The sequence below is a fragment of the Micromonospora sp. 050-3 genome, assembly GCF_046549335.1.
Taxonomy (GTDB): Bacteria; Actinomycetota; Actinomycetes; order Mycobacteriales; family Micromonosporaceae; genus Micromonospora; species Micromonospora trifolii.
Genome location: NZ_JAJPVX010000002.1, coordinates 1,406,895 through 1,419,554 on the forward strand (window position 1 = coordinate 1,406,895; position 12,660 = coordinate 1,419,554).

General features: G+C 72.3%; 15 protein-coding genes. 9 read left to right on the plus strand and 6 right to left on the minus strand.

Annotated elements, in window-relative coordinates; genetic code table 11:
* Positions 1-35: 35 nt before the first annotated feature.
* The gene (locus tag ACLJOK_RS21535) at positions 36-1,046 is read left to right on the plus strand and encodes a hypothetical protein (RefSeq protein ID WP_410820490.1); all 1,011 of its coding nucleotides are present in this window, start codon (positions 36-38) and stop codon (positions 1,044-1,046) included.
* 1 nt (position 1,047) lies between these two features.
* Here the strand turns inward: ACLJOK_RS21535 and ACLJOK_RS21540 are convergent, their stop codons facing one another.
* The 4 genes from ACLJOK_RS21540 to ACLJOK_RS21555 are packed head-to-tail and all read right to left on the minus strand — an operon-like array spanning position 1,048 to position 4,086.
* Positions 1,048-1,611, minus strand: coding sequence for an SOUL family heme-binding protein (locus tag ACLJOK_RS21540; protein ID WP_410820491.1), 564 nt, complete (start codon positions 1,609-1,611; stop codon positions 1,048-1,050).
* 32 nt (positions 1,612-1,643) lie between these two features.
* A complete protein-coding gene (locus ACLJOK_RS21545; RefSeq protein ID WP_410820492.1) occupies positions 1,644-2,393 on the minus strand; it encodes a hypothetical protein in 750 nt (249 codons plus the stop codon).
* A gap of 2 nt (positions 2,394-2,395) precedes the next feature.
* Positions 2,396-3,193, minus strand: a complete 798-nt coding sequence (locus tag ACLJOK_RS21550) for an ABC transporter permease (protein WP_410820493.1) — start codon at positions 3,191-3,193, stop codon at positions 2,396-2,398.
* Complete coding sequence (locus ACLJOK_RS21555; RefSeq protein WP_410820494.1) at positions 3,190-4,086, minus strand: ABC transporter ATP-binding protein; 897 nt, start codon at positions 4,084-4,086, stop codon at positions 3,190-3,192. The genes ACLJOK_RS21550 and ACLJOK_RS21555 overlap by 4 nt, the downstream gene beginning before the upstream one ends.
* A 133-nt stretch (positions 4,087-4,219) precedes the next feature.
* Between ACLJOK_RS21555 and ACLJOK_RS21560 the strand changes: the two genes are divergently transcribed.
* From ACLJOK_RS21560 to ACLJOK_RS21570, 3 genes are all read left to right on the plus strand, one after another.
* The gene (locus ACLJOK_RS21560) at positions 4,220-5,473 is read left to right on the plus strand and encodes a sensor histidine kinase (RefSeq protein WP_410820495.1); all 1,254 of its coding nucleotides are present in this window, start codon (positions 4,220-4,222) and stop codon (positions 5,471-5,473) included.
* The gene (locus ACLJOK_RS21565; protein ID WP_410821557.1) at positions 5,452-6,201 is read left to right on the plus strand and encodes a response regulator; all 750 of its coding nucleotides are present in this window, start codon (positions 5,452-5,454) and stop codon (positions 6,199-6,201) included. The genes ACLJOK_RS21560 and ACLJOK_RS21565 overlap by 22 nt, the downstream gene beginning before the upstream one ends.
* Positions 6,202-6,401: 200 nt before the next feature.
* Positions 6,402-6,755 (plus strand): hypothetical protein, encoded by a 354-nt coding sequence (locus ACLJOK_RS21570; protein ID WP_410820496.1) that lies wholly within the window; start codon positions 6,402-6,404, stop codon positions 6,753-6,755.
* Between the two features lie 102 nt (positions 6,756-6,857).
* Here ACLJOK_RS21570 and ACLJOK_RS21575 read toward each other — a convergent pair whose 3' ends face one another.
* Entirely contained in the window at positions 6,858-7,637 is a 780-nt protein-coding gene (locus tag ACLJOK_RS21575; protein WP_410820497.1) for a D-Ala-D-Ala carboxypeptidase family metallohydrolase, read from the minus strand.
* Positions 7,638-7,942: 305 nt separating this feature from the next.
* Here ACLJOK_RS21575 and ACLJOK_RS21580 point away from each other — a divergent pair, with 305 nt between their 5' ends.
* Positions 7,943-8,581: a DUF6642 family protein gene (locus ACLJOK_RS21580; protein WP_091393643.1), complete on the plus strand. Its 639-nt coding sequence runs from the start codon at positions 7,943-7,945 to the stop codon at positions 8,579-8,581.
* Between the two features lie 42 nt (positions 8,582-8,623).
* Positions 8,624-9,088: a PPOX class F420-dependent oxidoreductase gene (locus ACLJOK_RS21585; RefSeq protein ID WP_410820498.1), complete on the plus strand. Its 465-nt coding sequence runs from the start codon at positions 8,624-8,626 to the stop codon at positions 9,086-9,088.
* Positions 9,089-9,113: 25 nt separating this feature from the next.
* On the opposite strand, the gene ACLJOK_RS21590 is transcribed toward ACLJOK_RS21585, so the two are convergent.
* Positions 9,114-10,346, minus strand: a complete 1,233-nt coding sequence (locus ACLJOK_RS21590; RefSeq protein ID WP_410820499.1) for a serine hydrolase domain-containing protein — start codon at positions 10,344-10,346, stop codon at positions 9,114-9,116.
* Positions 10,347-10,442: 96 nt separating this feature from the next.
* Between ACLJOK_RS21590 and ACLJOK_RS21595 the strand changes: the two genes are divergently transcribed.
* From ACLJOK_RS21595 to ACLJOK_RS21605, 3 genes are all read left to right on the plus strand, one after another.
* Positions 10,443-11,036 (plus strand): pentapeptide repeat-containing protein, encoded by a 594-nt coding sequence (locus ACLJOK_RS21595; RefSeq protein ID WP_410820500.1) that lies wholly within the window; start codon positions 10,443-10,445, stop codon positions 11,034-11,036.
* Positions 11,037-11,319: 283 nt separating this feature from the next.
* Complete coding sequence (locus ACLJOK_RS21600; protein ID WP_410820501.1) at positions 11,320-12,180, plus strand: hypothetical protein; 861 nt, start codon at positions 11,320-11,322, stop codon at positions 12,178-12,180.
* Between the two features lie 117 nt (positions 12,181-12,297).
* Positions 12,298-12,627, plus strand: coding sequence for a hypothetical protein (locus tag ACLJOK_RS21605; protein ID WP_410820502.1), 330 nt, complete (start codon positions 12,298-12,300; stop codon positions 12,625-12,627).
* The last annotated feature ends 33 nt before the right edge of the window (positions 12,628-12,660 follow it).

Sequence of the window (12,660 nt, forward strand, 5' to 3'; positions counted from 1 at the left end):
CCCCGCGAGGGCGATCGTGCGGCTACCGTCCACGGATGCGATCCGCGCGCCCGGTCGGGCTGCTCCTCTCCGCCGCCGCCGTCGCGCTCTGGGCGTACGGCATGACCAACTGGCAACCGCTGACCGAGCCGCTCGGCCCGTGGTCGGAGCGCCTGCCGGGCAACAACGCCTACTGGGCGCGCGACCTGCGGTTCATGGCGATCATGGCGGTGTCGCTCGGGTTGGTGCTGGCTGGGCGGGGTCAGGTGCGGTGGAGCGGCCCGGCGGTGGTGCTGGGCGGCTGCTGGATCGCCGCCGACGTGGCGATCGACCGAGCCGACCCGATCGGCGTCGACTCGACGGTGCTGCTCGCCGTCGCCGGCTGTGCGGTGCTCGGTGTGGTCGCGGCGATGCTGCTCTGGTGGGAGCGCCGCACCCCGCAGACGCGGGAGCCTGGCACGACTCCGGCCGCCGACCGGCGGGTGCTGACCGGCGCGGCCTGCGTGGCCGGGGTGCTGACGCTGGTGGCGGCCGCAATGGAGTCACCGACCGACCGGGAGCCGGAGCTGAACCAGGGCGCCCTGGCCACCGCGGCGCTGCTGGTGGCCCTGGCTGTCGGCGCCGCGCTGGCGGCGGCTCCGGCGCGCACCCGGGCTCGGGTCGGGCTGGCGGTCGGTCTCACAGTAATGGCGCTGCTCGGTGTCGGGCTGGTCCGTGCCACAGTGCCCGGGACACGACTCCTGCCGGAGGTCGCTCTCGGGGCGGTGCTGCTCACCGGGGTCACCCTGCTGGCCTGGGACTGGCCGGGCGGCCGGCCGATCTGGTGGCACCACGCCCTGGCCGCTCTCCTCGCGTTGGTAGGCCCGTTGGTGTTCCTGGTGGCCACGGCCGTCCCCATGATGATCCTGCTGCCGATCGGCGCGGCGTTCACCGCGCTGGCCGGCAACAGCCCGATCCACGCCGCCGACTCCGATCTGCTGGTCTCACTGGCCGGGCTGCTCTCCGGGCTGGGAATGGCAGTGCTGCTGGCGCGACCGAGCGTCGAAGATCGCCGGCAGCTCAGGTAGCTCACTCGACGACCGGCAGCACTACCTCGTTGCGGCGCAGGAACCACGGCTTCCACGGCGGGTCGAAGCGCGCGTACCGGATGGCGCCGGTGGGTTGCAGCCCGGCAGCGGTCACCGACCGGCCGAGCATGGTGCCCCGTTGGCTGAACGCCTGCTCGGTCCACCGTCCGGAGAACCGCATCGCCGCCGCCAGCCGCGCCGGCACCGCGCGGATCCGCACCCGGGCGTCCACCGGCTCGGGCAGGGTGGCGGTGGTGAAGGTGGCCGGCATGACGAACTGGATCAGGTACGCGCCCGGCCACTCACCCTCGATCTGCACCACCGGCACGGTCATGGCGATCTTCTCCGAGCCGCTGGCCGCCGCCATCGCCGGAGCGGCGGAGCCGATCGGGTGCCGGGCCCGATTGGCGCCACCGATGTACGCGGCCAGCGGCCGGAACGCCTCGATCGGCGCCCGGGTGAACGACGCCTGGATCTGCATCTCGGCCACCAGGTGGGCGGGGTACCGACGCAGCTCGAAGCCGGGGTGTCGGGACACCACCCGATACGGCTGCTGTTCGGTCATCGCGCGGCTCCCAGGGTCTGCTGGGACAGACGCTACCGCCCGTCCGCCTCCCGCTCGGCCGAAGTCGGCTGCTCCGGCCCGAGGGCGAGGGCCCGGGTGGTCAACCGCCAGTACTGCCGCTTGCCCTCGTCGCGCAGCACCACCCCGATCTGGCCCAGTTCGCGGCGCAACTCCCGGGCGTCGTCGCGGCGGTCCCGCTGGATCGCCCGATCCCGGGCGCGCAGCAGCGCGTCCGCGCCGGCCGGCAACCCGGGCAGGTCCGGAACCCACAGCCGGTACGCCGACCGGTGCGGGTCGTCGTCCGCCCAACCCCAGCCGTGCGACCGGAACGCCGCCGCCAGTTGGGCGGCCGGCAGGTCCGTCGACTCCCGGACCAGTTCCGCGCCGTCCGCGTCGAGCAGCACCAGGTGCTTGTCGGCGAGGAAGACCACCCGGGTGTCGACCCGGGCGATGGACCGGTTCTCATCGGAGCGGCGTAGCTGGACCTGCGCCGCGTCGACTGTGACGATCAGCCGTTCGGCGGTGCCGATCCCGGCGATGACCAGGCCGGCGATGACGCCCACCGCGACGGTGCCGGCGGTGGCTTGCGGCTCGGGCAGCCGGTCCAACCACTCGATGAGGTCGCCGAACGGCACCCAGGGCAGCCGGGCGAGCCAGCCCGTCGCCGCCGAGAGGAGCCATCCGGCGCCCGCCCCGAGCAGCGGGAAGCCACCCCACAGGACCGCCAGTTCCAGCGGGCCTCCGCTGACCACTGTGCGCGGACGGTAGCCGGCCATGTCCATGGTCAGGACACCTCGCGGCGCAGCGTCCGGAACAGGCCGGCGGCCAGCGGGAGGACCATCCAGACCAGCAGGGAGACCGCTACCCGCCCCCACTGCTCGCCGGTGATGGCGTCGCTGCTGAACAACGGTTCCATGGTCTTGCTGGTGTCCAGCCATTCGGACGGGCCGCGCAGCGGCTTGACCATCTCGCCGAGCACCCCCCACAGGGTGGGCAGCAGCAGGTAGCCGACGATCGCCAGCGGCGGGTTGAGCAGCAGCAGACCGAAGGCGGCGCCCATCAACACGCTGGTGACCTGGAGGATCCCCGCGTTCAGGACCAGCGACCAGTCGAACTCCCAGGTGCCAGCCCCGCCGGTGGCGGACGCCACCAGCGTGCCGACGGCGGCGACGGCGAGACTGGCCAGCACCGAGGCGAGCGCGGTCAGCGACACGGCGATCAGTTTCGCTGCGACCACCCGCTCCCGGCGGGGCACCAGGGCGTACGTGGTGAGGGCGGTGCGCTGCGACCACTCACTGGTGATCGACAGGATGCCCAGCACCGGCAGCAGCACCGACACCGGCAGCAGCGAGGGGACGAAGAAGTTGAGGAAGGTCTGGTCGGCGTCCCCGGCGTAGATCAACTGGAGGGTGACGATCGCGGCGGTGACCAGACCGATGGTGATCATCAGCCAGCGACCGGCCCGGGTGTCGACGAGCTTGCGCACCTCCACGGCGGTGAGGCGGAGCAGTGACGGTCGGCGTACCGGTGTGTGCTGCCGGGGCGCGACCGCGCCGTCGGCGGGCGCGGTGGTGGTGGTCATCGGACGGCCTCCTTGGTGGATTCGCCGGCGGTCAGGGTGAGGAAGAGTTGTTCGAGGCCACCGCCGCTGGCGGGGCGCAGCTCGGCCAGAGCGACGCCGGCATCCGCGGCGGCCTGGCCGACCGCCTCGGCGTCGGCCTGCACGAGCAGCCCTTCGGAGCTGTCGGCGGCGCTCAGGTTGGCCACCTCCAGCGCCCGGCGCAGCGCCGCGCCGTCGCGAGCCCGGACCACTGTGCCGCCGCCGGCCAGCAGCTCGTTCTTGTCGCCCTGGGCCACGATCCGGCCGCCCCCGATCACCACCAGCCGGTCCGCGACCGCCTCCACCTCGCGCAGCAGGTGGGAGGAGAGCAGCACGGTGCCGCCCCGGTCGGCGAAGTCGCGCAGCAGGCCGCGCATCCAGAAGATCCCCTCCGGGTCCAGGCCGTTGGCCGGCTCGTCGAGGATCAGCACCCGCGGGTCGCCGAGCAGCGCCTGCGCCAGGCCGAGGCGCTGGCGCATGCCCAACGAGTACGCCCGTACCCGACGCTTCGCGGCCACAGCGTTCAACCCGACCAGGTCGAGCTTCGCGGCGACCTCGCGCCGGTCCAACCCCATGGTGTACGCGGACAGCGTCAACGCCTCGCGGCCGGTGCGCCCGGCGTGCTGGGCGGAGGCGTCCAGCAGCACCCCGACCTCCCGTCCCGGGTTGGGCAGTTCCCGGTACGGGCGACCGGAGACGGTGGCGCGGCCGGCCGTCGGCGCGGTGAGCCCGCAGATCATGCGCATGGTGGTCGACTTGCCGGCGCCGTTGGGGCCGAGGAAGCCGGTGACGGTGCCCGGCTCGCAGTGGAACGAGACGTCGTCCACCGCCGGGTGTGGCCCGTATCGCTTGGTGAGGTTCTCCACGGTGATCATGCGGTTGAGCCTGCCCGTTCCGCCTGGCCATCCGCTGCGGCCACCGGTCGGTGCCGCGTCGACCTTGGTCGATCATCGGATCTCGACTTTGGTAGCTGGTCGTGTCGCCCGTCGGCTGCCTAGCATGGGCGTCGTGACCAGCCTCGCCGTCCCGGAGCACCCCTGGCTGCTGCCAGGGGAGCTGGTGGTGCCGGCTGACCATGGGCGTAGGCGTCCGCGCCGCACCACCCGGGACTGGATCGTGGACAGCATCGCCTTCCTGCTCTCCCTGCTCTGGGTGCTGTTCGTCACCGCGGACGCCCTGTCGGCGGATCCGGCGATGGCGATCCCGCTGCCAACCGACTGGCTGACCGGCGTGGACGCGCTGCTCGGTCTGGTCTGCTGCGGGCTGCTCTGGCTGCGCCGACGGTGGCCGCTCGGGCTGATCGTGGCCACGACACCGCTGACCCTGTTCTCGCTGGCCTCCGCCATTCCGCTGCTGATCTTCTACTTCACCGTGGTGGTGCATCGGCGGACGGCCGTCGCGATCGCGGTCACCGGCGCCGGCCTTCTCACCAACCTGGTCTTCAGTTGGGTGCGTCCGGATCCGCACATGTCGTACTGGGAGACCGCGTCGTGGGGCGTGGTGCTCAGCTTCGCCGTGCTGGCCTGGGGGATGTTCGTCCGGGCTCGCAGGCAGTTGATCGTGTCGTTGCGGGAGCGGGCCGAGCGGGCCGAGGCGGAGCAGCAGCTGCGGGTCACCCAGGCCCGCCACCTCGAACGCACCCGGATCGCCCGGGAGATGCACGACGTGCTGGCCCACCGGATCTCGCTGCTCAGCCTGCACGCGGGTGCGCTGGAGTTCCGCCCGGACGCGCCGGCCGACGAGGTGGCCCGGGCCGCCGGGGTGATCCGGGGCAGTGCGCACGCCGCCCTCCAGGATCTGCGGGAGGTGATCGGGGTGCTCCGCGCCGCGGACGACGGTGCCGGCGACGCCCCCGAGCCGCCGCAGCCCACCCTCGCCGACCTGCCGGCCCTGATCGCCGAGTCGCGGTCGGCCGGGGTGCGGGTGAACGTCAGCGACAGCGTCGCCAGCCCGGGGGAGGTGCCGGCGGCGCTGGGCCGGGCCGCGTACCGGATCGTGCAGGAGGGGCTGACCAACGCCCGCAAGCACGCGGCCGGCGCGGCCGTCACCGTGGACGTGGCCGGTGGGCCGGGCGCCGGGCTGACCGTGGCGATCGGCAACCGGTGGCCGGTCGGCGCACCGGCGGGTGACACCTTGCCGGGTGCGGGCACCGGCCTGGTCGGCATCAGCGAGCGGGTCACCCTGGCCGGCGGGCGGCTCGCCTACGGTCGGGACGACAGCGGTGACTTCCGGCTCGCCGCCTGGCTGCCGTGGCCGGCGTGACCAGCCCAGACGGCGCGACGGGGCCGCCGAACGCGACCGGGCCGGACGGCGCGGCTGCGCCGCCGGTGCGCGTGCTGATCGTGGACGACGACGCGTTGGTCCGGGCCGGGCTCTCCATGATCCTCGGCGGTCTGCCGGACCTGACAGTGGTCGGCGAGGCGGCCGACGGCGGCGAGGTGCCGGCGGCCGTCGCCGCGTACGCCCCGGACGTGGTGCTGATGGACATCCGGATGCCCCGGGTCGACGGGCTGACCGCCACCGAGGCGCTGCGTGCCCAACCGCACCCGCCGGAGGTGCTGGTGCTGACCACCTTCGACGCCGACGAACAGGTGCTGCGGGCGCTCCGCGCCGGGGCGGCCGGCTTCCTGCTCAAGGACACCCCGCCGGCGGAGATCGTGCGCGCCGTACGCCGGGTCGCGGCGGGCGAGGCGACGCTCTCCCCGACGGTGACCCGGACGCTGATCGCCCACGTGACCGCCGCCGCTCCCGGCCCGGTCGGCCCGGACCCGCGCCGCGAACGGGCGCTGCGACAGCTCACCGGGCTCAGCGAGCGCGAGCGGCAGGTGGCTGTCGCGCTGGGGCGTGGCCAGACCAACGCGGAGATCGCGGGGGAGCTGTTCATGAGCGTGGCGACGGTGAAGGCGTACGTCTCCCGGCTGCTGACCCGACTGGACCTGAACAATCGGGTCCAGGTGGCGCTGCTCGTGCACGACGCCGGCCTCGTCTGACGGTCGTCGCGCCGGCCTGTCGGCGGAGGATCTGCTTACCGCGTACCGGAATTGAACTTTCGTCGGGTGTCCGCCGTACCCATGGCCGAGGATGTCGGTGCGGTGGGTCCGCCGTACCGCTGCCGAACTGCGGGAGGCCTGCCGTGCGAGTTGGTGAGCAGTCGACGGATCCCATCGATCAGGTACTGGGTGAGGTGCCAATGCCGGCAACTCTGACCCCGGAGGATGTTCGGCTCGCGGTCCGGGCGGTGGTGGTGCACACCGCCGAGGAGTGGCCCACGGGGCCGCTGTGCCGCAACGACGGCGCCTCCTACCCGTGCCGGCTGCACCGTTGGGGGCGGCGGGTGTTGGAGACACACGGGCTCAACGAGCGGCAGATCGAGGCGTTGATCCGGCACGGCAATCCGTTCGTGCACGTGCCCTTCCCGTTCACGGCGACCGGGCCGTCGCGGCAACAGGCCGCGCGGGTCGTCCCCCAGGGGGTACGGCCCACCGCTGCTGGCCGGCCGGTGACTCCCCCCGTCACCGCGCCGCGCTGGCCCCGGGCGAGCTGAGCGCGCTACCCCCTCCGCCCAACCGACCCGGGGCGACACGACGTCGGCCCGGCGCGAAGATTCCCCCTCCGCGTCGGGCCGACGTCGCTCTGAGCGGGTGGCTCAGTTGCCGACCCCGCAGTCCGGGGCGGACCAGCTCGTCGTGTTCGAGCTGCTGTCGCTGTTGTTCTCCCGACGCGAGTCGACGTGCACGTGGTCGTCGTGGTCGGGGTAGCCCGGCCCGTAGATCCCACTGAAGCCGTTGTTGCGGGCGCCCCGGGCGACCTGGCACAGCGAGGATGTCCGTGAGGTCACGTCGGCCGCGTTGCCGTACAGGTGTTGGCTGTCGGACGCGCCGCCGACCTGGTTGTTGCAGGCGCGACTGCGGAAACCACTGGACACGTTGAGCGGCTTGTCGCCGAGGCTCTTGCGCAGCGCCTCCAGCTTCCACATGGTGCGCAGCGCGTTCTGCTTGGTCTGGTTGGCCGACAGCGGGCCGCCGCTCCACCCGCTCCCGCCGCACCCGTTGTCCAGCTCGCCGTAGGTGAAGTGCGCGGGTGTGCAGTCGTTGTCCTGGAGTTGGTACAGCTTGGCGAAGGTCTGTGGGCCGGCGATGCCGTCGGCGCGCAGCCCGTACGCCTGCTGGAACCGCTTGACCGCGGCGGCGGTCTTCGGACCGTAGCGGCCGTCGTTCTCCACGATGTCCCGGTTACCGGCCCACCCGGCGACCCGGATCTGCAACTGGCGGACGTCATCGCCGGAGCGCCCCTGGGTCAGGGTGCGGTTCCAGGTGTAACAGCCGTCCGCGTGCGCCGCCGGTGCGGCGACCACCGTGGCGATTGCGGCCCCGGGCAGCGCCAGGGCGAATGCGACGGCGACCCGCTTCAAGGTGTTTACGCGCACAGAAGTCCTCCCGATAGGAGAGCGAATGGGGTGGCACCAGGACATCGACCGAGAAGTCCCGTGATTTCCACCCTCGCACTGATCAGTGCCGTTGGAGGTGGTTAACGAGAATCGTGCTCACAATCCGCTGTCCCTGGGTATTGGCTGGGAATTCGGCTGATTTGCGAAACAGCCATTCCCGGCCGATCACCCCTCCTGCCGCCAAGCACACCGAACGTCGCAATCTGCCACACCGAGGGTGATGTTCCCGGGGCGATGACGGCCGGTAACGTCAGCCCCGGGACGGCGGACTGGCGGAGGTGCGCGTGGCACGCGGTGGCGTCTTCTGCGTCGAGGGTCAGTGGCACCGTGACCTCAACGAGCGGGGCTCGGTGCTGCCCACCCTGGAGCTGCTGGAGCGGCTGGGCAAGATCCGCTTCATCCACAAGGACGCGGCCACCCGCGACGAGTTGTTCTACTTCCTGGACCGTTGGCTGCTCAAGCAGTACGCCGACCACCGGGTCGGCTTCTTCGCCATGCACGGCGAGCCGAGCCGGCTCTGCCTCACCGACTGGCAGTCCGTCGAGTTGAACGAGGTGGCGGAGCTGATGGCCGGCCGCGCCGAGGGGCGGCGACTCTATTTCGGCAGCTGCTCGGTGCTGCGCGCCTCGGACGCGGTCCTGCGCGAGTTCCTGGAGGTCACCGGAGCCGCTCTGATCTGCGGTTTCACCCGGGAGGTCGACTGGGTCGAATCGGCGGCCTTCGAAACCGTGCTCCTCGACGTGCTCGCCAACGGCCAGCGACACAATGCCGCTGAGCTGCGGATGGGCTCCGCCCACTGGGCGCCGCTCGCGTCGTACCTCGGGTTTCGGGTGATCTACGCCAACGGTCGGGCCTGGCGTCCGTCCGGCCGTCCCCGGGTGCCCACCCAGGCGGTGCACCGCGCTGCGGCCCGGCCCCGCTGACCCGCTGAACCCGCGGCGCCCGCGCCCTGGTAGGAACGGGGAATGGCACGCAGCATCGCAAGGAACACCCGGGTCGACCGCGCCGGCCTGCTCGACTTCCTCCGGCCGCGGCACCGCGTCGTGCTGATGACCACCCGGGCCGACGGGCGCCCGCAGTCCTCCCCGGTCTCCGCCGGGGTGGACGGGCAGGGGCGGCTGGTCATCTCCACCTACCCCGAGCGGGCCAAGGTGAGCAACCTCCGCCGCGACCCCCGGGTCTCGGCCTGCGTGCTCAGCGACGACTGGAACGGCCCCTGGGTGCAGATCGACGGCACCGCCGAGGTGCTCGACCTGCCCGAGGCACTGGAGCCGCTGGTCGAGTACTTCCGCAGCATCTCCGGTGAGCACCCGGACTGGGACGACTACCGGGCGGCGATGGTGCGCCAGCGCAAGTCGCTGATCCGAATCACCATCGACAATTGGGGTCCGATCGCCACCGGTGGCTTCCCGGCCCGCCTCGCCGACTGACCGTCCGTCCGCCCCCGGCGGCCGGTCAGTCGACCAGGGCGGCGTAGACGAGCTGGCGCAGCTGGGAGCGGAGTGGGTAGGTGCTCGACGGCATCAGCTGCGTGAACAGCAACGCGGTGATCTCCTCGGCCGGATCGACCCAGAACGCGGTGCTGGCCACCCCGCCCCAGTAGTACTCGCCGACGCTGCTCGGCACCCGGCTGGGGATCGGGTCGTCGACCACCGCGAAGCCGAGGCCGAAGCCGATCCCGTCCAGGGTGGTCTCGGCGAAGCCGCCGGTGGACAGGGTGCCCAGGTCCTGACCGCCGGGAAGGTGGTTGCGGGTCATGAACCGCACCGTGCGCGGCCCGAGTAGCCGGACACCGTCCAGCTCGCCGCCGCGCAGCAGCAACTGCGTGAATCGGTGGTAGTCGGCGGCGCTGGAGATCAGGCCGCCACCTCCGGAGAGCAGCGCCGGCTTGCTGAACGCGAGCGACCCCAGGCTGTTGTAGCGGACGGCCCGGCCGCTGCGCGGTTCCGGTACGTAGAGCGCGGCCAGCCGGTCGGCCTCGTCGCCCTCCACCCACCAGCGGGTGTCGGTCATGCCCAGGGGGCCGAAGATCCGGTCGGCGAAGAACGCGTCGAGGCTCTGCCCGGAGATCACCTCGACGAGCCGGCCCAGCACGTCCGTGGCGACGGAGTAGCCCCACGCCGAGCCGGGCTGGAACAGCAGCGGCAGCTCGCCGAAGGCCGCGCAGGCGCCGGCCAGGTCAACGTCCGCCGGCGGGTACAGGTCATAGCCGGCGGCCCGGTAGAGCCCGTCGACCACCGAGGTCTGCATGAAGCCGTACGTCAGGCCGGCCGTGTGGGTGAGCAGGTGCCAGACCCGGATCGGCTCGACCGCCGGCACTGTGTACGGCTTGAGCGCCGACCCCTTCGAGTAGACCCGCAGGTCGGCGAACTCGGGCAGCCAGCGGCTGATCTCGTCGGTCAGCTCGAACCGGCCCTCCTCCCACAGCATCATCGCCGCGACCGAGGTGACCGGCTTGGTCATCGAGTAGATCCGCCACAGGGTGTCGGCCTCGACCGGTGCGCCCGACTCCCGGTCGCGCAGCCCGTACGTCGAGGAGTGCGCCACCTCGCCGCGACGGGTGACCACCACCTGCCAGCCGGCCAGCCGGCCGTCGTCGACGTACCGGCCGAAGTGCTCATCGATCCGCGCCAGCCGCGCCCTGTCGAAACCGATCTGATCCGGGTCCTTGCTCCGAGCCACACTCACGCCGCCGAACCTACTCGCCGGTACGCCGCCACCGGAAGGGGGCCGGCACCGGCCCGCCGCCCGTCGGCTGTCGGCGGCCCCCACTAGCCTGGCCGGATGCCGGAGTTGACCGAGGACGTGACCTTCCGCAACGAGGACTGGTACGGCGAGGAGCTGACCGACCGGCACTTCGTGGGTTGCGAGTTCTTCGGGGTGGACCTGACCGAGGCGGCGAGCAGAGGCGCGGTCTTCACCGGGTGCACGTTCGGCAACGTGGCGTTCAACGCCTCCCGGCATGTCGACTCCGCCTTCACCCGGTGCGTCTTTCGGCGGTGCAACTTCTTCGAGGCCGAGTTCACCGGCTGCAAGCTGGTCGGCAGCACCTTCAGCGAGTGTGATCTGCGTCCGTTGACGGTGGACGGCGGCGACTGGTCCTTCGTCGCGCTGCCCGGTGCCGACCTGCGTGGTGTTCGGCTGACCGGGGTGCGCATGCGCGAGGTGGACCTCACCAGGGCCAATCTCACCGGTGCTACGGTCACCGGTGTCGATCTTTCCGGGGCACAGCTGACCAACGTCCGGCTCGGCGGCGCCGACCTGCGGGGCAGCGATCTCACCGCGCTGGACCCGACGGTCGTCGAACGGGCCGGTGCCGTGATCGACGTCGAGCAGGCCGTGGTCGTCGCGCAACTGCTCGGCTTCCGGATCGGGTGACCGGAAAGACGCTCCTGGTCTGCCGAAGTGTCCGTTCGGGCGGGCCGGGTTGTCCGACAGCGTCCCATTGTGGGCTGGACACGTCCGGTGGTCCGGATCTAGCGTGTCGTCCACGCCCGGATAAACGTGAAACTGCCCACAGTGGATGGTGTGGTCCTCGGCGGTCCAAAACGGCCGGGCGGCGGAGTTGGAGGGGTCGGTGGCGGACGAAGACCGCACGCGGGCTGGTTCGAGGGCTGGCGACGCGCCGCCGAGGCACCGTCCGCGTGCCATTACCGCCGGGGTGACCCGCAGCCTGTTGCGCCGCGCCCGACAGCGGCGACGCTGGGCGGTCGAGGGAGCCGCCGTACTCGTCTGCCTGGTGGTCTTGATCTCTTACCTCGCCACCCGGTCCGGTCCGGCGCCGGACGACGACCGGGCGGGTCCGGGCGGCGTGCCCGCCGGGGCCCGTTCCCCCGGTCTCCCGGCCGCCGACGGGCGCACCGGCGAGGCGGGGCCGGCGACGCCCGGCCTGCGTCCGCGCCAGCGCCCACCCTCGCCGGAGCCGACGCCGACGCCGTCGGCCAGCGCGCCGGCCCCGCCACCGGCGAAGCCCGGTGCGCCGACGCTGACGGTGAGCCGGGGCGAGATGCCCGCCATCGTCGACCTGACCGCCGTGGGCGCCCGGGACTGGGTGCACTGGGGAGAGCGCGGCGGCCGGTCGACGAACCGCAAGCGCTCCGGCTCCGGCGAGATCATCGACGGGGGTGGCGCCGGGCGGCGGGTCGGCTGGGACGGCAACCAGGAGTACGTGCGCTGGTCCGACGGCTCTCCGGAGCGGTCGACGAACGGCAGCTCCAACGGCGTCTACGCCTGCGGTGCCGGGAACGGTTTCAGCCTCGCCGTCGCCGGCAGCGGCGAGCCGCGCACGGTCCAGCTCTACGCCGGCATCTGGATGGCTCGGGGGCGACTGGAAGCGCGGCTGTCCACCGGCGGGCCCGCCAGCACCGCTCGACTGGAAGATCCCTACACCAGTCAGAGCGCCCAGTTCACCATCCGTTTCACGGTGCCGAAGGGCGCCCGGCTGCTGCTGAACTGGACCGTCGAGAAGGTATTCACGCAGCACTGCGGCAACGTCGGCCTCCAGGCCGTGACGGTGCGTTGACTGACTGACTGATCGCTGCGCATTGGGGCAGCGGGACAGTTTGTCCGTCGCCGACTGTCGAATGCGTCGTAACTTTCTGCTGTCCCCATCCGACCATCCAGTGTGGAGGCAGCGGAGATGAGTAGCAGCACCGCCCACCGCGTCCGTCGTGCCGCTTCGTCCGGTATCGGTGAAGCGTCCGGGGAGGTTCTTCGCGACATTCCCCTGCCGCCGTACGTGACGGGGGAGGACACCCAGTTCGCCGTACGGGCGGTGGTGGTGCACGCCCCGCGACGGTGGTCCGGTGGTGTCGTCTGCCGCAACGATGCCAGCCCACACCCGTGCCGCCTGCACCGCTGGGGCACCCGGGTGCTGGCGCTGCGCGGGCTGCGGGCCGCTGAGATCGCCGCGCTCATCGAACGTGGTGACCCGACGGCGGTGGTCCCCCCACCGGACCGTCCGGCCTGAGCGCTCGCCGGGCCGGGAGGCGCGTTCGCGCCT

Coding starts and splice junctions, on each gene's coding strand:
- ACLJOK_RS21535 (WP_410820490.1), top strand. CDS start 36: ATGCGATCCGCGCGCCCGGTCGGGCTGCTCCTCTCCGCCGCCGCCGTC.
- ACLJOK_RS21595 (WP_410820500.1), top strand. CDS start 10,443: ATGCCGGAGTTGACCGAGGACGTGACCTTCCGCAACGAGGACTGGTAC.
- ACLJOK_RS21550 (WP_410820493.1), bottom strand. CDS start 3,193: ATGACCACCACCACCGCGCCCGCCGACGGCGCGGTCGCGCCCCGGCAG.
- ACLJOK_RS21555 (WP_410820494.1), bottom strand. CDS start 4,086: ATGATCACCGTGGAGAACCTCACCAAGCGATACGGGCCACACCCGGCG.
- ACLJOK_RS21545 (WP_410820492.1), bottom strand. CDS start 2,393: ATGGACATGGCCGGCTACCGTCCGCGCACAGTGGTCAGCGGAGGCCCG.
- ACLJOK_RS21605 (WP_410820502.1), top strand. CDS start 12,298: ATGAGTAGCAGCACCGCCCACCGCGTCCGTCGTGCCGCTTCGTCCGGT.
- ACLJOK_RS21570 (WP_410820496.1), top strand. CDS start 6,402: ATGCCGGCAACTCTGACCCCGGAGGATGTTCGGCTCGCGGTCCGGGCG.
- ACLJOK_RS21540 (WP_410820491.1), bottom strand. CDS start 1,611: ATGACCGAACAGCAGCCGTATCGGGTGGTGTCCCGACACCCCGGCTTC.
- ACLJOK_RS21585 (WP_410820498.1), top strand. CDS start 8,624: ATGGCACGCAGCATCGCAAGGAACACCCGGGTCGACCGCGCCGGCCTG.